Raw genomic sequence first — 19,549 nt, 5'->3', positions numbered from 1 at the left:
GATCATGCAAATTTTTCTTTGGATACTCATATTTTTTGGCACCTTCGCCATCATGGAATTTAATGCTTGGTTTACCCATAAGTACATTATGCATGGTTTTTTATGGAGCCTTCATAAAGACCATCATAAAAAAGACCATAAAAGTTGGTTTGAACGTAATGATGCCTTTTTTATCTTCTACGCAATTGTGAGCATGACCTTATTTTATCTTTGGAGTTATGAAGATCTCTGGTACTGCCTTCCGCTTGCTCTTGGCATTTTGGCTTACGGCATTGCGTATTTTACCGTTCATGATATTTTCATCCATCAACGTTTTAAAATCTTTAGAAATGCCAATAATCGCTATGCCAAAGGTGTGAGGCGCGCCCATAAAATGCATCACAAACATTTGGGGAAAGAAGATGGCGAATGTTTTGGAATGCTCGTTGTCCCATTTAAATACTTCAAAAAATAATCGATCAGTCAGATATGCAGAACGATAACCATTTTGATTATCTCATTATTGGAAATGGTCTTGCCGGATTGCAATTAGCCTTAGAACTGTCAAAAGATCCTTTTTTCGCGACTTATACGATAGGTCTTATTGATCCTTCTGAAAAATCTGAAAACGATAAAACCTGGAGCTTTTGGGAACAAGGCCGAGGAAAGTTTGACGCAGTCGTGGAAAAGGTTTGGCATACTGCGAAATTTGAATCTCCTAAGATATCACTGACGCTTCTTCTCAAAGCATACGATTATAAAACCATCAGAGCCATTGATTTTTACAACTGGGCAAAAAATGAGCTGTCATCAAAAGAAAATTTCAAGTTCATTTTAGATACTGTTCAGGAAATCAAAGATTCGGAAATTGTAGAAGTTATTGGCGAACACCAAAGCTATTCAGCCAAACATGTGTTCGATAGTAGAGTGCCCAAGGAATTTTACTCTGAGCAATCCCATTACACTTTAATCCATCAGCATTTTAAAGGTTGGGTTATTGAAACTGAATCCGCTTGCTTTCAACCTGAAGTCTTTACCATGATGGATTACAGGTTTCAATATAAAGATTCTACAAGCTTTATTTATGTCTTGCCATTTTCTGAAACGAAGGCTTTGGTGGAATACACTTTTTTTACGCCTTTTCTTGTGGAAGATGACGTTTATGAAACGGCTTTGAAAACCTATCTTAAAAGTGAATACAATTTAAGCCGATTTAAAATTTTGGAAACTGAGGTTGGCAATATCCCGATGACCGATTTCCCGTTTTGGAAGTATCACACAGAACATGTTACTAAAATCGGCACTGGAGGCGGATGGGTAAAAGGGTCTACGGGCTATTCTTTTAAACATACTGAAAAGAATGTTTCCAAAGTGATCGCCAATATTAAAGCAGGAAAAAAACCTTCACATCGACTGTTCAAGAAGAAATTCAAGTTTTACGATAAGATTTTCCTAAAAGTTCTCCATGATGAAAACGAAAAAGGCGTGTGGATTTTTGAAAGTTTCTATTCCAAAAATACGATTAGAACCATGTTCCGATTTTTGGATGAAGAGACGGCGTTCTCAGAAGACCTCGCCATTATGAAGTCTCTTTTTTCAATGGCATTCATAAAGGCTTTTTTTAAAGTATTATTCAAGCCTTAACAAATCATCCAATAATTTCCTCACGCTTTTACTGTTCCAATCTGCCGCACCCGATTTATCAATAATGATGTGCCCTTGTTGGTCTATGACAAAAGTCCGCGGAATGGAAGACGTTTCCAATTGCTCCGGATTTGCTGTTAGAGAAGCATGCGCTAAAAATTCATAGGCATGTTTTTTCTTGAATTTGGAAATGACCTCTTGTGTTTCATTTGAAACAAAAAGGAAAACAACATCGTCCTTATAATCTTGATATAGTTTTTCCATACTTGGCATCTCAGCAATACATGGCGGACACCAGGTCGCCCAGAAATTTATAAATACGATCTTTCCTTTAGCCTCATTGAAGTTATAAGACCTACCGTTCTCATCTACAAGTTGCCAGTTATAATCGGTCAAGACCATACGTTTCTTTTCGTCAATAACCGACGGACTGAACATTGCCAAACCTTTCTGCAAAAAAACTTGAATAGGATGTCGCGTTTGCGGAATGACGAGTAGCAAAATGATCACAAGAAAAATAATGTTACTACGTTGACTTTTTGATATTTTCATTGTTATAAAATCAAGAACCTCAAGGCAAGTCCAAGAGGTATGAATAAGAACTTGTCTTTTTCGATCAAGACAAGCCTCAAGATATTAAAACCCATTGGTGGGAATAAAAAACTCCCAATGATCATCGGGAGTTTTTATTAAATTAGTAAGCTTATAAACTTAAGATACGCTTTGCTTTTTAATCAAGTTCAAAGCAGACCCTTCATTGTACCAATCAATTTGTTGTTGATTGTACGTATGGTTGACTTTGATAACATCTTTACTGCCATCTGCATGCACAAACTCTATATGGAGCGGCTTATCCGGTGCAAATTGATCTAAGTCCAAGAAATTGATCGTATCATCTTCCTGAATTAAATCGTAATCACTTTCATTAGCGAAAGTCAAACCTAACATCCCTTGTTTTTTAAGGTTTGTTTCATGTATACGTGCAAAAGATTTCACCAATACTGCCGCAACACCCAAGTGTCTTGGTTCCATGGCAGCATGCTCACGTGAAGAGCCTTCACCGTAGTTATGGTCGCCCACAACAATAGTAAGAATCCCTTTCGCTTTGTAATCTCTCGCCACATCAGGAACACCGCCAAATTCACCAGTCAATTGGTTTTTAATAAAGTTTGTTTTCTTACCAAAAGCATTTACGGCTCCAATAAGCATATTGTTGGAGATATTATCTAAATGTCCTCTGTAACGCAGCCATGGACCAGCCATTGAAATATGGTCTGTGGTACATTTTCCAAAAGCTTTGATCAATAATTTTGCTCCAGTAATTTTATTTCCTAAAGGTGTAAAAGGTTCTAGTAATTGCAAACGCTCAGATGTTGGACTAACCGATACATCCACTTTGCTACCATCTTCAACTGGCTCTACATATCCTGCATCTTCCACGTCAAAACCTCTTGGTGGCAATTCAATACCTTTTGGTGGATCCAATTTCACTTGTTCCCCATCTTCATTGATCAAGAAGTCATTCATCGGATCAAAATCCAAACGTCCCGAAATAGCAATTGCAGCCACCATTTCTGGAGATCCTACAAAGGCGTGTGTATTTGGGTTACCATCCGCACGTTTTGAGAAGTTACGGTTAAACGAATGTACAATCGTATTTTTCTCATCTCCTTTCATATCACTTCGATCCCACTGCCCAATACAAGGACCACAAGCATTCGTGAAAATAGTGGCATCTAAATCTTCAAATATTTTTAAAATACCGTCACGCTCTGCGGTATAACGTATTTGTTCAGAACCTGGATTGATTCCAAAGTCTGATTTTGCTTTTATATTTTTATCAACGGCCTGTTTCGCAATGGAAGCAGCACGAGTCAAATCTTCATAAGACGAGTTGGTACATGATCCTATCAACCCCCACTCTACTTTAAGTGGCCATCCTTTTTCTCTTGCAAGTTTCCCAAGCTGTCCAACGGGAGTAGCTAAATCTGGTGTAAAAGGTCCGTTTAGGTGCGGACGCAACGTATCCAAATTAATTTCAATAACTTGATCAAAATAGGCCTCAGGGTTTTCGTAAACCTCAGGATCACCAGTCAAATACTCACGGATTTTATTAGCTTCATCAGCAACGTCATTACGATCTGTCGCTCTTAAGAAACGCTCCATAGAATCGTCATAACCAAAAGTAGAAGTAGTAGCGCCAATTTCAGCACCCATATTACAAATGGTTCCTTTTCCTGTACATGATAAATTCAAGGCACCAGGTCCAAAATATTCAACAATGGCACCAGTTCCACCTTTCACGGTTAATATACCGGCCACTTTTAAGATCACATCTTTAGAAGCCGTCCATCCGTTTAGGTTTCCAGTCAATTTCACCCCAATAAGCTTAGGAAATCTTAATTCCCATGCCATCCCGGCCATCACGTCAACAGCATCTGCGCCACCAACACCAATAGCCACCATTCCCAATCCACCTGCATTTACTGTATGTGAATCGGTACCGATCATCATTCCGCCTGGAAATGCATAATTTTCTAAAACGACTTGGTGAATGATACCAGCACCTGGTTTCCAGAAGCCAATACCATACTTATTAGATACTGACGCTAAAAAATCAAAAACTTCACTGCTCGTTTCATTAGCCCGTTTTAAATCGGGAGCTGCACCTTGCTTTGCTTGAATTAAGTGGTCACAATGTGTTGTTGTAGGAACTGCAACTTTAGGTTTTCCTGCTTGCATAAACTGCAACAGTGCCATTTGCGCTGTAGCATCTTGCAATGCAATCCGGTCAGGAGCAAAATCTACATAATCCTTTCCTCTTTTAAAAGCGGTTGTTGGATTGCCGTCCCAAAGGTGGGCGTATAAGATCTTTTCAGATAAAGTTAAAGGCTTACCAACAATCTGACGCGCTTTGTCCACACGTTCAGGCATAGTTTTGTAAACTTTTTTAATCATGTCAATATCGAATGCCATAGAGTATATTTTAAGGTTGATGTTTATTTCATTTTCCGAGGTCTCGGAGTGCAAATTTACAAAATTTAAGAGACTTTAAAAAATATGTAGTGAAATCCTAAAAGCAATGCGCATTATTCAATAAATCTCTTTATGGTCTCGCTCAAATAGCCTATTTCGTAATTATTGTAGCATTATAATATTAAATTAACAATTTGATGTATGAAGAAAATTGAACTGGAATAAGGTTTCTATATAATCATCGAACATTTCTATCACGATAATCCAATATTGGTTTCTCAAAATAGGTGTAAACCAGATTTGAAATGCCCATGGTTAAGATCAAATACAAGGTACATATGCCAATTTTAAAAACGAGAGATGCCGATTTAAAATCGACTAAATAATAGAAACACAATAAAATAGCAGAGAAATTAATTAAATAAATGGCATAGGACCTCGTACTCACAAAATAAACAAGTCCGCCAAAAGTTGCATTACGTTTCATCCCAACAGCATATGGAAATGACAATGCACAGCTTATCGAAATTAACGGGAGATACAAAAAGACATAGAAATACAAATGGGTCTCTGGTTGTACTTTCAATATATAAATCAGAAGGTGCATCCCAACGAAGATACTGGCCCCCAAAAATAAAAGTCCGTTTTTAAACCTTTGAAAAAAAGTGGGCAAATGCCGCATCAAATACACCAGCACAAACCCAACATAAATGGAATCCAATCTGTAAATCACTACTTTTCTGAACATAGAGCTCCAACTCTTCCGGATTAATGCGTCGGCATTGAGATAGAAGTGCAGTTTCAATAAAAATCCGATAAAAATAATTATGAGGGTAGCCCATATAAAAACAGAGTAGTCTCGGTTTTTAAAAACAAGGAACCCACAAAATATAAAAAAAGGCAAAACCAAATACGCATATTCTTCAATAGACAAACTCCAGGATTCTGTAAAAAAGCCGGCTTGAGCAGTTGAAAAATTTTGAAGGAAAATAAAAAATGAGCCGATAGTTTCTGGTAAGTCTTTTGAAAAGACATAAAAAATAGAAATGTTTATAAGGAGCATCAAGAAATAATTGGGTAAAGTTCTCCACCAGCGACGTTTCCAAAATGTCAATAGATCTGCGAATTTGGTGTGTTTTTTATCAATTTGTTTTAGTAATATGCCTCCGATTAAAAATCCACTCAAGACAAAAAACAAATCAACCCCCACTGCGCCCATAGTTCGCATCAAAATAACAACTACATTATCAGTATGCCTAGTAAAAAGAAATGTTGAATGGGATGCCACGACCAAGGTTATTGCAATGGCTCTAACTAAATCCAATCCAAAATTACGCTCTTTTTGCATCTAAGAGATTTAAGGGTGCATCTAAAATGACTTTCAGGAATTTAAAACAAGCTCTTTATAATTTGTTCGTCTGATATACCTTCAGCTTCTGCCTTATAGTTTTTGATGATCCTATGTCTGAGGATACCACTCGCCACAGCTTGAACATCTTCAATGTCTGGAGAAAATTTACCTTTAATAACGGCATGCGTTTTGGCTGCCAAGATCAGATTTTGGGAAGCTCTAGGTCCCGCACCCCAATCGACAAACTCTTTTACCAATCCTGAGGCAGAGGCGTCTTTCGGACGTGTTTTACCAACCATGGCCACTGCATATTCAATGACATTATCTGCGACTGGAATACGACGGATCAAACATTGGAAATCACTAATTTCTTGTGCTGAGAATAACGGGTTGACCGTTGGTTTAAAATCGGTGGTGGTTGACTTCACCACTTGTACTTCTTCGTCAAAAGAAGGGTATTCTAAGTGAATGGCAAACATAAATCGATCCAACTGCGCTTCTGGCAAAGGATAGGTTCCTTCTTGCTCAATTGGGTTTTGTGTTGCCAACACAAAATAAGGCAAACTTAACTGGTAATGGTGTCCTGCTACCGTTACAGAACGCTCTTGCATAGCTTCAAGTAATGCGGCCTGTGTTTTAGGTGGGGTTCTATTGATCTCATCTGCCAGAATGATATTTGCAAATATGGGACCTTTGATAAACTTAAACTGTCTATTCTCGTCCAAGATCTCACTTCCAAGAATATCACTAGGCATTAAATCTGGCGTGAATTGGATGCGTTTGAAATCAAGTCCCAAAGCTTGGGCAATGGTATTCACCATTAATGTTTTCGCCAACCCGGGAACGCCAATCAACAATGCATGACCGCCAGAAAAGATTGAAATCAGGATTTGGTTGACCACCTCATCCTGCCCTACAATTACTTTGGCAACTTCAATTCTTAAAGCTTTATATTTTTTAACAAACTGTTCTACCGCAGCAACGTCCGACATACTATCACTTTTTTAACCAATTACTTTCAAACTCACAGTTTCTGTATTCGCCATTAATATTGATATAGGTGTCCATCACTTTCTCATCAACCCATTTTTCAACGGCCTTGAATTGCTTGTCTTGTTCTGTCAAGTTTTTGATCTTCAGATAGTCTTTTGCAAAATCTGCCTCATGTTCATTTATTCTGTCCGTAACGGTCAAAATTTTGAATTTTATCGGATTGATTCGGTCTTCATCCTGAAGCACTAAACTAATTTCATCATCCTTTAAACTTTCAATTTGCGTATAGAGTTCTGGATCCATTTTGGTCAACTCAAAACTGTAGTCCTGAGTACGTGGATTTATTAACTGTCCGCCATCATTACGAGTCTCATCTTCATTACTAAACTCTCTTGCCGCTTGAGCAAACGTGATTTCACCATCCACAATACGTTTACGGATCAAATCAATCTTTTCCTTAGCTTCCTTGATGGCCACCTGGGTAACTTCTGGACGTAGCAAAACGTGACGTACATCGTATTCCTGACCTCTTATTTTTTCCAAATAAATAATATGGTATCCAAAATCAGTTTCAAAAGGATCAGAAATTTCACCTTCCTGCATAGAGAATGCCACATCCCTGAATTCCTTCACCATCTGCGGACGCTTTCTGTTTAAGGTGTATAAACCTCCCGTTTTACGTGACGCTACATCATCAGAATATAACACGACTTTAGAAGTAAAACTCGCACCCCTTTCAAGGACATCTGCCTTAAATTCTTTCAGTCTTTCTACCACGACTTGTTTTTCAGCATCTGAAATTTTAGGAATAATTACAATTTGAGCCACTTTTAATTCCGTACCAAAAAACGGACGCTCTTCTTTGGGGATCTCATTAAAATACTGTCTTACTTCTTCTGGAGTGACCTCAATATCCTTAACAATCTTCTCTTGCATTCTATTTGCAAGCTGCTGACTTTTGTTGATTTCAAACATCTCATCACGTAAGCTTTCTTCAGTGTCTTTGTTGTAAAAATTGAGCATTCTTGGCAAACTCCCATCCATTTGCTCCAAGATATAGCTAAACTGCTGATCAACCTGAGAGCGAATCTCCAAGTCGTTGACTACAATACTATCTTGAACAGCGTGATGTGCATATAGTTTATCTTCAAGCAACTTACCAAATAATTGGCAGCGGTTAGGCATCTCGGATTTAGAAACCCCAGAGGCTTCCAACTGTGCAAACTGTTTGTCAAGATCTGAATCCAGAACAATATAATCGCCTACAACAGCAACTACACCATCAATTTTAACGCGTTCATGGGTAACCGTATCCTTAACTACTTCCTTTTTTTCTACAACTCCTTCTTCAATAACTTCTTGAGCAGAAGCAAACGTATAGGATAATAGGACAACGAATGTTAATGCAAACTTAAGATTAGTTGTAAATTTCAAATTGATTGTTTTTAATGGCATCTTTTGTAATATCTTTTTCAAATTGCTTGATGAGTTCTAGTTTTCTACGATTGAGTATGATCTGATTGACCGTAGGTTTCACATATTCTAATGGGGCATAATCATTTTGCTGTAGGACCTCATTAATTTGGATCAAATATAGTCCTAATGAATCTTTGAGCTGTATATAATTAGATTTTTTTAACAGTTCTTTTTTGTTGTCGGCATTCACAACCGGAATTTTTTCAGCGACCTGAGCAGCATTGATCCAGACGGAATCATTTAAGAAATAAGATTTGAATTGAATGCTCAAAGAATCAAGATAGCGTTTATCCCTTTCATCAAATCTTTTGAAACGTTTTTCAATGTCTTCTTTATTAATGTCATTTTGGGAGATATTGATATACCTCAACCTAATTAATTCTTCATTAAGTTTAAAGGACTCCTTGTTACTTTCATAAACCTTAAGTGCTTCAGATTTAGAAACGGCGGTATCAATATTTCGTTTTACCAAGGTTTCTACATAGGCTTTTGTGTACAGGTCATTCCGATATTGATTGACCAATTTGCCGTATTCGTTCTGTGTCTTTTCTGGTAGATTTCTTTTGGCACCATCAACCAACAATAATTGGGTTGCCCATCGGGTGATATAGCCATTCACCAAGAGAGTACTGTCTTCTACAGAAGTTCCTTCTGCCACCAAACCCTCAACGTCTTCTTGATAAAGATAAGATTCTCCAACTCTTGCAATAGGAATCCTGTTATCGGTCGGCTTGAAAAACTGGCAAGAGACCAAAAAACAACAAGTTACAAGTATAAAAACTGCTCTTTTAATCAATTTTGGGTTGGATTTGAGATTTTACTTTTCGTAAAACATCAGTATTTACCTTAACCTCGTAACGCTCATTAAGCGCCTCCATCCAATTGGCTTCCAATGTGTTTTGATAATCACTAATAATTTTACCTTTCGCCTCGTCAAAGGTCTTATTGGTTTTAGGTAATAATGCATTGACTTTTACCACGTGATACGCATTATTGTAATGATAAATTTTAGAAAGTCCTGTTCTTAAAATCCCATCATGAGGTAAACTCTGATCATTTGAAGGTCTGATTCCTTTGGTAAATATAACTTTCTGTTCCTTATCTGTGTTTAGTTCTTTACTGATATCATCTGCAGACTGACCTCTTCTTAAAAGACGTGCCACTGTTTTAATATCATTTTCCTTGGCTGAAGTTGCAATCTCAACATCCACACGATCTTCCCAAAAATAATCGTCTTTATGCATCTTGTAATAATTTTGTAGTCCGATAGTATCAGAAGCCGCGGCATTCCACACTTCCTTTTCCATAAGATCAAACAACAGCAAACCATCTCTATATTCCTTCAAGATATGGGCAAACTCTTCGTTTTCAAATTCCAAATTCTCTTTGTGATATTTTAAGATGGCATCTTCTTCAAAGTTTTTATATTCCTTTTCAATCACCGTTTTAAACGGCATCTTTTGGTCGGCATACACTTTTTGGATGTTCAGGAGACGCTTCCCAAAATCGTCGTATGTTAAAGTGTCCGCTTCAATTATGAACAAAGTTTGGTCTTTTTCAAAGTTTTTGGGCAATGTCCAAGAACGAGAAAAGAAATTAGAATTCAGAATGGATTCAAAATAGCCTTTTGCGTTCGGATTAGTCGTAATGTTATAATTTGCCTTTAAATCATTTGCCAAAGACGTATTGATCAGGCTGGAGCGTGAATCGCGCTGAATTTTATTTTCGATATCAAATTTCACATCATCATAGGCAGGCGTCCCTTTTTTATCCAATAATTTAATAATATGCCAGCCGTAATTCGTTTTGAATGGTTCCGAAATATCTCCAATCTTAGTCATCCCAAACGCCACTTTCTCAAATTCCGGAGCGCTCAATTGTCCGCCAGTAAAAGGCGCTAATACCCCACCGTTATCTGCAGAACTTTTATCGTCAGAAAACTGTTTTGCCAAGGACTCAAAGTCCTCACCTTGTTTGATCTTCTTATAAATCTCACGAATTCGTTTTTCAGGATCTGATAAACTATCTTTTTCATTTGCAGTAACCATGATGTGAGCTACCGTAACCTCGCCAAGTGAAGCCCTTTTATCTTCTACATTGACAATGTGGTAACCAAAACGGGTTCTAAAAGGCATAGAAACATCGCCAACCTTAGTGTTATAAGCAGCATTTTCAAATTCATAGACCATTTTAAAGGCTGAAAAATACCCCAACTCTTCAGCAAAAACGGTCTTGCCATCGTGAACCTCCGATTTCACTTTTTCAAAACCTTCCTTTTTGACACGATCGCGTAATTTCAATAAGTCTTGATATACCTTTAATGTATCTGTTTCGTTTTCATCCAAACGGATTAAGATATGGGACGCTTTTATATCGTAACCCATCCTGTCATAAGCTTCTTTCATCAAAGCCTCTGTAACCTTTGAATCGGATAGGTAATTTTTAACCAACTGATCTTTATACGACGAAAACTCCCTAATATATTTAGTGTCCTCATCCAATCCCATCCGTTTGGCTTCTTTGACCTTTAATTGATAGTTCACAAAAAGATTGAGATACCCATCAATATCCTTTTGGCTTTCATCTTTTACCAAATCGAGGTTTTTATTGTAAACTCTTATAAATTCTTCTGCCTTGATTGGTTCGTCATCAACGGTAAATAACACGTCTGTAGCAGACACTTGCGCATTTGCAAAGGCAGTTAGCCAAAGCAGCAATAAACTGATATATAATTTCATTATGCTAATTTGAGATCTTTATTTTAAATACGGCAGTTCTAACATCTTTTGAAAGGACAGCACTATTTTTTTGTTAAAAACAGATTGACAATGGTTGCAAAAATAACACAATTAGTGCATTAAACAAGTTGCTTTTTTCAAACGAAGTACATCGTCGTTTAGTATATCAATACCTGTATAATAATTATGGATTCCGAGGATTGCTCCATTGCATATTTATTATGAATCACAATTTCCGTACAATCAAGTAACATTTCATCAGTGTTTTTAAGCTATTGGACTTCAAGACATCCAATCTTTGAGCAATGCACGTATCTTTATAAAAACATGACCATTCTTTCCTATTAATGAAATATTCGTTTGACATCATAATTAAAGCTCCTTTGGACATTTGTGCCAAAAAGTTTAACTCAACTGAAAACATGAAACACTGGCAACGTGGATTGGTTGCCGTTGAACACATCTCTGGAATACCCGGTGAATTTGGCGCAAAAATGAAAATCTTTTTCAAGATGGGGAATCGTCAATTGTCATTAATTGAAACCATTACCCATAAGAACTTTCCTCATGAATTTCATGGCATATATGCTGCTGAAAACATAGACAACCATCAAGAAAATCATTTTAGCGCTACCTCTGGGAATCACACCAAATGGACCTGTACCAATGAATTTATTCCATTGAGCTTTAAGATGCGCCTTATGCTTTGGCTCATGCCGAATACATTTAAGAAGCAAACCTTGCGATACATGAGAGATTTTAAGAGCTTTGCCGAAAAAGAAATTTCCGTATGCGTAAACTAAAATTAATCTGGGATTTTAAAGGTCCTGAAGGCATAAAGATCGCAGAACACCATGCCATCCATTTAAATGAATTCATTAAAGCAGAAAATCACGAGGATATGACTACTGGTTTTGAAGCACTCCATGAATTCCACGCCATTGCATTTTTAATTACACCTGAAGATCAGATGAAACCGATAAGAGATGCTTTAAAACCTCATCGTGGGCAGGTGTACACTGAATAATTGACTATATTATTGAGTTCTTAAGCGCTACAAAACAAATCCAATAAACGATCTGAATTTCTAATAACTTCAGAATCGCTATAGTGGGTTAATCTCTATGTTTCGTGAAAGCTACCACAAATTTCTTTGCAGATTTATTTTTCGGAATCAGTTTATACGCGTTTTTAGAATATATTAGGATAGGTTGACAAACTATCATCCGGTTATTTTTGGTGAGGATATCTATAAAAGAAGTCCCATTATATAATGAGACTTTTCTTTATAACATTCTATTACTAGGTTGTAAAAACGTAATAATCGACGCGCTCAGCATAAGCGATTCACACAACTTTTAAACAAAAGTTGGTTCTCTGAGATACTTCGACACGCTCAGCATAAGCGATTCACACAACTTTTAAACAAAAGCTGGTTCTCTGAGATACTTCGACGCGCTCAGTATAAGCGATTCACACAACTTTTAAACAAAAGTTGGTTCTCTGGGATACTTCGACTCGCTCAGCATAAGCGATTCACGCATTCCCGATGAAAAATCGGGAATGGTTCTCTGAGATACTTCGACGTGCTCAGCATAAGCGATTCACACAACTTTTAAACAAAAGTTGGTTCTCTGAGATACTTCGACATGCTCAGCATAAGCGATTCACACAACTTTTACACAAAAGTTGGTTCTCTGAGATACTTCGACATGCTCAGCATAAGCGATTCACACAACTTTTACACAAAAGTTGGTTCTCTGCTTACTTAACGTCCATCAATTCAACGTCAAAAACCAAGATGGCATTTGGAGGAATGACACCACCGGCACCTTGTGCACCATAGCCTAAGTCGCTTGGAATCACCAAACGCGCCTTATCACCAACTTGCAACAAGCAAATGCCTTCGTCCCACCCTGAGATGACCTGACCTACACCAACTTGAAAATCTAAAGGTTGATTGCGTTTGTATGAAGAATCAAAAACAGTTCCATCGGCCAATTGTCCTTTGTAATGTACTGAAACCATTTTGCCCTTTTCAGCAGCCTTTCCGCTACCTTTATTGATTATTTTATAGCGCAACCCGCTTTCTGTCTGTTCAAATCCAGCTGCCAATTTATCAAGTTCAGCAGATTTTGCTTCACGTTCTTCTGCAATGCGTTTCTCTCTTGAACCTTCAAAAGTCCTAAAAGCCTCAATAGCATTAAAATCTTGGGCGTCTTGACCTTTTCTGACAATATCTAATTTCTCAAGGACATCGCCTTGCGCAATAGCATCAACCACGTCCTGACCTTCAACAACATTTCCAAAAACAGTGTGCTTATCATCTAACCAAGGCGTAGCAATATGTGTAATAAAAAACTGGCTGCCGTTAGACCCTGGACCTGAATTGGCCATGGATAAAACGCCTGGAGCGTCATGTCGTAAATCTTGATGAAACTCATCGTCAAATTTGTATCCTGGATCTCCGGTCCCTGTTCCTTTAGGACAGCCTCCTTGGATCATAAAATCAGGAATCACACGATGAAATTTCAAACCATCATAATAAGGTTTGCCTTGTGGTTTAACAGAGTTCTCTAAATTCCCTTCTGCCAACGCCACGAAATTACCTACCGTTCCTGGTGTTCTTTTGTATTCTAAATTCACCAAAATCTCACCTTTATTGGTGATGAATTTTGCATATAAACCGTCTTGCATTATTTTTTGTTTTTATTTGAAGCTGCAAAGATACAAATTGATTTGGAAATTTTGGAGATGAGCGATGAGCGATTAGGGATTAGGGATGAGGGATGAGGGATGAGGAATTAGGAATTGTGGTGAGTAGTTAGAGGTAAGAGGTGTGGTGCTTGGTTAATGAGAAGAAGACGGATGACAGATGACGGGTGACCGATGTGTTAAGAATGATTAACGACCCGGCCGAACGTGCCATTTCGGTACGGGCGGGTTGAAGAATGTTGATTTTTGATAACGAATAACGGTCAACACTAATCAGGTAAGTTCACATCAAACTCTGAACACTGAACACTGAACACTGAATACTGAACACTGACACTGAACACTGAACACTGAACACTGAGGACTGAAGACTGAAGACTGAAGACTACCTGCCCGTCCGCCTTGCCCACCCGTAGGTGGGTAGCATTAGCGAAGGCGGGACAACTGAAAAAACTACCAAATAATATGAAATTACCAGTGTTTTAGAAAAAAAATGATACGAATGATTTTGCTATCGTATAAATAGCACTTAATTTTGTATTTAATTAAATTAATTTAAATTCTAAATAACAATGAAAAAGTTAATCTTAGTATTTTTAGTAGCCCTTGCATTTAGCTGTGGCGACAAGAAAAAAGAAACACCTGTAACAACAACGGATACTAAAGTTGAAAAGAAAGCACCTGTTGAAGATCCAAATGTGGCTGTTTTAACCATAGAGGGCAATGACCAAATGCAATTTAACAAAAAAGAACTTCGAGTTAAAGCAGGTCAAAAAATTAAACTTACTTTAAAACACGTTGGTAAAATGGACATGGCAGTCATGGGTCATAACTGGGCTTTACTTACCCAAGATGCTGATGTTGCTACAGTAGGAAATGCTGCTGCAATGGCAAAAGACAACGATTATATCCCTGCGGATATGACAGACAAGATAATTGTTCACACAAAAATGATTGGCGGTGGTCAAACTACTACTATTGAGTTTGATGCTCCAGCTGCAGGAACATACACTTATATGTGTACTTTCCCAGGGCACTACGCTTTGATGCAAGGTAAACTTATCGTGGAATAATTAAACACGTGTGACGAAGGATAACAATTTGAAGTCCTGCGACCAAATTAAAACGGAAGTGCAAATCACTGCACTTTAATAAAAAAGCTGCAAATTTATTGCGGCTTTTTTTGTGCTTTGTACTGGGTCTTATTCCCCGCAGATCTCGCAAATTCTCGCAAAAAAAGCTCTTACAAAAAGTTACCTGCTCCTCAATGCCATTAGATAAGACATGAAATCGAAGTTGAAATTGCCCGCCTGTCGTCCGCCTGAATAACTTTGTCGGGCAGGGACGGGCAGGAAGTTGAAATTGAAGTGGAAACTTTGAACTTTAACCACTAACTGCCAACTGCTGACTGCCAACTGAATACTGAGGACTGCTCACTGAACACTGCCTACTGAACACTACCCCTCATCCTCCCCATAAATCAATTCAACAAAATCCTCTTTTGGAATATCTCCAAAGTATTCTTTTACCTCAATAGCTTTCAATAATTCTGAAATATCCGATCGATCATAACGAGCGCCAATAAGGAGCTGTTCAATATTTTCAACTGGCTCTTTTCCAAAGAAATCGCCAAAAACCTTAAAATCGATGATATGACCTTTCTCAACAAATATCCGCAGATCGATTTCTCCAATAGGAAAACGTTTGCTGCGCTGAATGTTGAATTTCGGAGAACGACCATAGTTCCAATCCCAAGTGTCATATTTTTCCTCTTTCAATTGATGGACCGCTTTCCATTCTTCGGCCGTTAGATGGTAGCTTTCAAAAGCTTCACTTTCGTCGTAGAGACCTTCCAATAGTAATTGCCGGAATTCCTCAATTTTCAATGGCTCTTTTAAAAACTCGGAGATATTAGCAACGCGACTTCGCACCGATTTGTGTCCTTTAGATTGGATTTTACTCATCTTTACGTTTAAAGCATTGACAACTTCACCCAAATCGGTGTCATATAAAAGAGTACCGTGGCTGACCATACGCTTGCCTGTAGAAAATTGGGCCGTTCCAGAAATTTTCTTGTCATCCACCTCAATGTCATTCCGTCCTTTCAATTCTGCATTAAGTCCCAAGCTGTTCAAAACCTTGATGACAGGTGCCGTGAATTTTTTAAAATTACTCAAACTTTTAACATCGTGATTGGTGATAAAACTGAAGTTGAGATTCCCAAAATCATGATATACCGCCCCACCACCAGACACACGTCTTACAATATGAATATTATTTTCCTCAACATAACTGAGGTTGATCTCTTCCAATGTGTTTTGATTCCGACCGATAATAATGGAAGGCTCGTTGATATAAAACAGCAGATAATCATTCTCCGCACTAAAGTTTCTTAGTGCATATTCCTCCAATGCAAGATTTAGCCTCGGATTGGTGTTGCCTTCGTTTTCTATAAAAATCATGGTATGGGTTTGTTTTATACAAAGATAATTAATTGTTGGTAGGAATTAGGGACCTGCCCGAACGTACTTTTTCTACCTCGATTTAAATTCGCTCAAGCAGATGGTACGGGCGGGTTAGGGATTAGTAGGAAAAAATATTAAAACTATAAGCAGTGAATAGTCATTAAACTGGGATCCCCGTTCGCTTGATTTCCATAACTTCTTTGGAGTAGGACATCTTTTGTTAAAGCGGAAAACTTGGAATTTCAATCTGATAAGTTTAGTTTTACAAAAATTCAATTCCATGAAATTTGCGATTACAAAGTTGAAAGCCGCTTTCGGCAATAATAAAATTGTTGATGAACAACTTAACAGCACTTACACAGAAGCTATTATCAATGATGTTGAAGGGGTCCCTTTTGCTTTATCAGACACCAATGTCATGTATGCCGGAATGAGCGAACTGGCCGGCTATCATTATTTTAAAACCATTATTATTGGCACTTTTAAGATTAAAACCTTCAAAGGCGCAAAACTGATTTTAAATGGCGACGATTTTAAATTGGAACTAAAATCGGATATGCTGGAATTGCTATCGGAATCTTCCGCTGTCCCCAACCGAAATGTTACGGCCATAGATTTTGAAATTGACGAAAAAGACCTTCCAAAAATTGTGAGATCTAAAATTCAATCCCTTCAACTTTCAGCTAAAAAAGAGAAGGTGGTTTTTAATATGATTGAGATGGCAAAAGATGAGGAAGAATAAAAGTTATTTAACGAAGGCATACAGAGTTTTACGGAGCTCCACAGAGAGAAAAAGATAATAACAGTTTACACCTCCAATGTTTTCCTGACGATTGTTAACTCATCCCTATTTCAAAAACTGACTGCCTACTGAAAACAGCTTACTTCCTACTGAAAACTGCAGACTGAAAACCGCCTACTGCAGACTGAAAACTGCCCACTGCATACTAAAAATCGCCACTCAATTCGCCACTTCACTAATAAATTTAATTCGGTATAAACGTAATTCCTCATCGTCATAATCGCCATCAAATTCATCTATCGCCACATCAATTTTATCGGTTTTTGATTCCATAAAATAATCATGGATTTCTTCTTGCTGCTCTTCATCCAAAATATCATCAATCCAATAACTAATGTTCAATTTCGTCCCTGAATAGACAATGGCTTCCAATTCCTTGATAAAATCCTTCATAGTCATCCCTTTGGCTGAAGCAATATCATCCAACGGTAATTTACGGTCCACATTCTGTATGATGTAGAGTTTTAAAGCCGAATTGCTACCTGTGCTCTTAACCACCAAATCGTCTGGTCTGATGATATCATTTTCCTCAACATATTCGGCGATAAGGTCAATAAAATCCTTACCGTATTTTTTTGCTTTCCCATCGCCTACCCCATGCACATTACTCAATTCCTCTAAAGTCATCGGATATTTTAGAGCCATATCTTCCAAAGAAGGATCCTGAAAAATAACAAACGGAGGTACACCTAATTTTTTAGCATTCCGTTTCCTTAAATCCTTCAGCATCGCCATCAATTGTTCATCAGCCACAGCACCTTCACCTTTTAAAGCCGTAGTGATCCCCTCATCCGTGGTTTCGTCAAACACGTGGTCTTCAGACATCATGAACGATGTGGGCGATTTCAAGAAATCCCGACCACTATCCATTAACCGCAGTACGCCATAGGTTTCGATATCTTTTTTCAACATTCCCGCCACCAATACCTGACGGATCAATGCCATCCAATACCGTTTATCCTTGTCTTTTCCAACGCCAAAAAATGGCATGGCGTCAGTTCTATGGGAGGCAATCAGGGCATTCGATTTCCCTGTGATAACGTGCACCAAATCTTTTGATTTATATTTATCATTGGTCAGATCCACAGTTTCCAACAAAGTCACCACATCATCCTGAGCTTCAAATTGCTTTTTAGGATAGCGTACATTGTCGTCCATATCGCCACCATCGCCAGTTTCGTTGTCAAACTCTTCCCCGAAATAATGAAGAATAAATTTTCTTCTCGACATAGAGCTTTCGGCAAAAGCAACTACTTCCTGAAGTAAAGCGTGTCCAATCTCTTGTTCTGCAACCGGTTTACCAGCCATGAACTTCTCTAGTTTCTCAATATCTTTATAGGCATAAAAGGCCAAACAATGACCTTCGCCACCATCACGTCCCGCACGACCTGTTTCTTGATAATAACTTTCTATACTTTTAGGAATATCATGATGGATCACAAAACGAACGTCCGGTTTATCGATGCCCATTCCAAATGCAATAGTGGCAACCACCACATCCACATCTTCCATCAAGAACATATCCTGATGCCTGACTCGGGTTTTCGCATCCAATCCGGCGTGATAAGGCACAGCCTTAATCCCGTTAACTTGCAGCACCTGAGCCAATTCTTCAACACGTTTGCGACTCAAACAATAGATGATTCCTGACTTTCCATCATTTTGTTTCACAAATCTGATAATATCAGAATCTACATTTTTTGTTTTTGGGCGGACCTCATAGTAAAGATTCGGTCTATTAAACGACGCTTTAAATGTATTGGCTCCAGTAATGTCCAAACTTTTAAGAATGTCTTCCTGAACCTTGGGCGTGGCAGTGGCAGTCAGCCCAATGATGGGAATATTGTCACCGATACGCTTTATGATATGTCTGAGATTTCTATATTCGGGTCTAAAATCATGTCCCCACTCACTAATACAATGTGCCTCATCTACAGCCATAAACGAAATGGTCACCGACCTTAAAAACTCAACGTTCTCTTCCTTGGTCAATGATTCTGGAGCCACGTAAAGCAGTTTTGTAATCCCACTTTTAATGTCCTCCTTAACCTGTTTGATTTCGGTTTTGTTCAATGATGAATTCAACACATGGGCAACACCCTCATGTTGAGATACAGCTCTAATGGCATCAACCTGATTTTTCATTAATGCAATTAAAGGTGATACTATAATTGCGGTGCCTTCTTTTATCAATGCCGGCAATTGATAGCACATCGATTTTCCTCCTCCTGTTGGCATAATAACAAAAGTATCGTCTCCTCTAACTAAACTCTTAATAACGCTTTCCTGAAGACCTTTGAATTTGGAAAATCCAAAGTATTTTTTTAGTGCTGCATGTAAGTCAATTTCTTCTTTACTCATTAATCCCTATTAGTATTTTATATACATTTGCATTGGATTAAAGATACTA

Annotated in this window: 16 protein-coding genes; 6 read left to right on the top strand and 10 right to left on the bottom strand. The window is 38.0% G+C overall.

Translation table 11 applies throughout. The features are described 5' to 3' along the window. Positions 1 to 4: 4 nt before the first annotated feature. Positions 5 to 454, top strand: a complete 450-nt coding sequence (locus ESZ48_RS16640; RefSeq protein ID WP_129018631.1) for a sterol desaturase family protein — start codon at positions 5 to 7, stop codon at positions 452 to 454. Positions 455 to 468: 14 nt separating this feature from the next. Further along, complete coding sequence (locus ESZ48_RS16635) at positions 469 to 1,623, top strand: lycopene cyclase family protein (protein WP_129018630.1); 1,155 nt, start codon at positions 469 to 471, stop codon at positions 1,621 to 1,623. On the opposite strand, the gene ESZ48_RS16630 is transcribed toward ESZ48_RS16635, so the two are convergent. The 7 genes from ESZ48_RS16630 to ESZ48_RS16600 form a co-directional block, all read right to left on the bottom strand. After that, positions 1,609 to 2,175, bottom strand: a complete 567-nt coding sequence (locus ESZ48_RS16630) for a TlpA family protein disulfide reductase (RefSeq protein ID WP_129018629.1) — start codon at positions 2,173 to 2,175, stop codon at positions 1,609 to 1,611. The two genes, ESZ48_RS16635 and ESZ48_RS16630, sit on opposite strands and share 15 nt — an antisense overlap. A gap of 159 nt (positions 2,176 to 2,334) precedes the next feature. After that, positions 2,335 to 4,599 (bottom strand): aconitate hydratase, encoded by a 2,265-nt coding sequence (locus ESZ48_RS16625; protein ID WP_129018628.1) that lies wholly within the window; start codon positions 4,597 to 4,599, stop codon positions 2,335 to 2,337. Positions 4,600 to 4,837: 238 nt separating this feature from the next. Further along, on the bottom strand, positions 4,838 to 5,947 hold the full coding sequence (locus ESZ48_RS16620; RefSeq protein WP_129018627.1) for an acyltransferase family protein: 1,110 nt from the start codon (positions 5,945 to 5,947) through the stop codon (positions 4,838 to 4,840). A gap of 41 nt (positions 5,948 to 5,988) precedes the next feature. Beyond that, the gene (locus tag ESZ48_RS16615; RefSeq protein ID WP_129018626.1) at positions 5,989 to 6,942 is read right to left on the bottom strand and encodes an AAA family ATPase; all 954 of its coding nucleotides are present in this window, start codon (positions 6,940 to 6,942) and stop codon (positions 5,989 to 5,991) included. Between the two features lie 4 nt (positions 6,943 to 6,946). Further along, the gene (locus tag ESZ48_RS16610; protein ID WP_317127996.1) at positions 6,947 to 8,377 is read right to left on the bottom strand and encodes a peptidylprolyl isomerase; all 1,431 of its coding nucleotides are present in this window, start codon (positions 8,375 to 8,377) and stop codon (positions 6,947 to 6,949) included. Beyond that, positions 8,361 to 9,215 (bottom strand): peptidyl-prolyl cis-trans isomerase, encoded by an 855-nt coding sequence (locus tag ESZ48_RS16605; RefSeq protein ID WP_317127995.1) that lies wholly within the window; start codon positions 9,213 to 9,215, stop codon positions 8,361 to 8,363. The genes ESZ48_RS16610 and ESZ48_RS16605 overlap by 17 nt, the downstream gene beginning before the upstream one ends. Then, complete coding sequence (locus tag ESZ48_RS16600; protein ID WP_129018624.1) at positions 9,208 to 11,157, bottom strand: peptidylprolyl isomerase; 1,950 nt, start codon at positions 11,155 to 11,157, stop codon at positions 9,208 to 9,210. The genes ESZ48_RS16605 and ESZ48_RS16600 overlap by 8 nt, the downstream gene beginning before the upstream one ends. A gap of 422 nt (positions 11,158 to 11,579) precedes the next feature. Between ESZ48_RS16600 and ESZ48_RS16595 the strand changes: the two genes are divergently transcribed. Both ESZ48_RS16595 and ESZ48_RS16590 read left to right on the top strand, forming a co-directional pair. Further along, a complete protein-coding gene (locus tag ESZ48_RS16595; RefSeq protein WP_223266487.1) occupies positions 11,580 to 11,960 on the top strand; it encodes an SRPBCC family protein in 381 nt (126 codons plus the stop codon). Further along, a complete protein-coding gene (locus ESZ48_RS16590; protein ID WP_129018622.1) occupies positions 11,948 to 12,184 on the top strand; it encodes a hypothetical protein in 237 nt (78 codons plus the stop codon). The genes ESZ48_RS16595 and ESZ48_RS16590 overlap by 13 nt, the downstream gene beginning before the upstream one ends. 737 nt (positions 12,185 to 12,921) lie before the next feature. On the opposite strand, the gene ESZ48_RS16585 is transcribed toward ESZ48_RS16590, so the two are convergent. Further along, a complete protein-coding gene (locus ESZ48_RS16585) occupies positions 12,922 to 13,854 on the bottom strand; it encodes a peptidylprolyl isomerase (protein WP_129018621.1) in 933 nt (310 codons plus the stop codon). A gap of 590 nt (positions 13,855 to 14,444) precedes the next feature. Here ESZ48_RS16585 and azu point away from each other — a divergent pair. Then, entirely contained in the window at positions 14,445 to 14,945 is a 501-nt protein-coding gene (gene azu / locus ESZ48_RS16580) for an azurin (RefSeq protein ID WP_129018620.1), read from the top strand. 384 nt (positions 14,946 to 15,329) lie between these two features. Here azu and ESZ48_RS16575 read toward each other — a convergent pair whose 3' ends face one another. Next, positions 15,330 to 16,334 carry a lipoate--protein ligase gene (locus tag ESZ48_RS16575; RefSeq protein WP_129018619.1) on the bottom strand — a complete coding sequence of 335 codons (1,005 nt, stop codon included), beginning with the start codon at positions 16,332 to 16,334 and terminating at the stop codon, positions 15,330 to 15,332. A gap of 283 nt (positions 16,335 to 16,617) precedes the next feature. On the opposite strand from ESZ48_RS16575, the gene ESZ48_RS16570 reads away from it, so the two are divergent. Continuing rightward, positions 16,618 to 17,079: a hypothetical protein gene (locus ESZ48_RS16570; RefSeq protein WP_129018618.1), complete on the top strand. Its 462-nt coding sequence runs from the start codon at positions 16,618 to 16,620 to the stop codon at positions 17,077 to 17,079. A 219-nt stretch (positions 17,080 to 17,298) separates the two neighbouring features. On the opposite strand, the gene recQ is transcribed toward ESZ48_RS16570, so the two are convergent. After that, on the bottom strand, positions 17,299 to 19,500 hold the full coding sequence (gene recQ, locus ESZ48_RS16565) for a DNA helicase RecQ (RefSeq protein WP_129018617.1): 2,202 nt from the start codon (positions 19,498 to 19,500) through the stop codon (positions 17,299 to 17,301). Positions 19,501 to 19,549 lie beyond the last annotated feature (49 nt).

It is taken from the genome of Gelidibacter gilvus (assembly GCF_004115975.1).
Taxonomy (GTDB): Bacteria; Bacteroidota; Bacteroidia; order Flavobacteriales; family Flavobacteriaceae; genus Gelidibacter; species Gelidibacter gilvus.
Note: the sequence above shows the minus strand (reverse complement) of the source record. Positions and strands in the feature narration are given on the sequence as shown.

Coding starts and splice junctions, on each gene's coding strand:
- ESZ48_RS16640 (WP_129018631.1), top strand. CDS start 5: ATGCAAATTTTTCTTTGGATACTCATATTTTTTGGCACCTTCGCCATC.
- ESZ48_RS16635 (WP_129018630.1), top strand. CDS start 469: ATGCAGAACGATAACCATTTTGATTATCTCATTATTGGAAATGGTCTT.
- ESZ48_RS16630 (WP_129018629.1), bottom strand. CDS start 2,175: ATGAAAATATCAAAAAGTCAACGTAGTAACATTATTTTTCTTGTGATC.
- ESZ48_RS16625 (WP_129018628.1), bottom strand. CDS start 4,599: ATGGCATTCGATATTGACATGATTAAAAAAGTTTACAAAACTATGCCT.
- ESZ48_RS16620 (WP_129018627.1), bottom strand. CDS start 5,947: ATGCAAAAAGAGCGTAATTTTGGATTGGATTTAGTTAGAGCCATTGCA.
- ESZ48_RS16615 (WP_129018626.1), bottom strand. CDS start 6,942: ATGTCGGACGTTGCTGCGGTAGAACAGTTTGTTAAAAAATATAAAGCT.
- ESZ48_RS16600 (WP_129018624.1), bottom strand. CDS start 11,157: ATGAAATTATATATCAGTTTATTGCTGCTTTGGCTAACTGCCTTTGCA.
- ESZ48_RS16595 (WP_223266487.1), top strand. CDS start 11,580: ATGAAACACTGGCAACGTGGATTGGTTGCCGTTGAACACATCTCTGGA.
- ESZ48_RS16590 (WP_129018622.1), top strand. CDS start 11,948: ATGCGTAAACTAAAATTAATCTGGGATTTTAAAGGTCCTGAAGGCATA.
- ESZ48_RS16585 (WP_129018621.1), bottom strand. CDS start 13,854: ATGCAAGACGGTTTATATGCAAAATTCATCACCAATAAAGGTGAGATT.
- azu (WP_129018620.1), top strand. CDS start 14,445: ATGAAAAAGTTAATCTTAGTATTTTTAGTAGCCCTTGCATTTAGCTGT.
- ESZ48_RS16575 (WP_129018619.1), bottom strand. CDS start 16,334: ATGATTTTTATAGAAAACGAAGGCAACACCAATCCGAGGCTAAATCTT.
- ESZ48_RS16570 (WP_129018618.1), top strand. CDS start 16,618: ATGAAATTTGCGATTACAAAGTTGAAAGCCGCTTTCGGCAATAATAAA.
- recQ (WP_129018617.1), bottom strand. CDS start 19,500: ATGAGTAAAGAAGAAATTGACTTACATGCAGCACTAAAAAAATACTTT.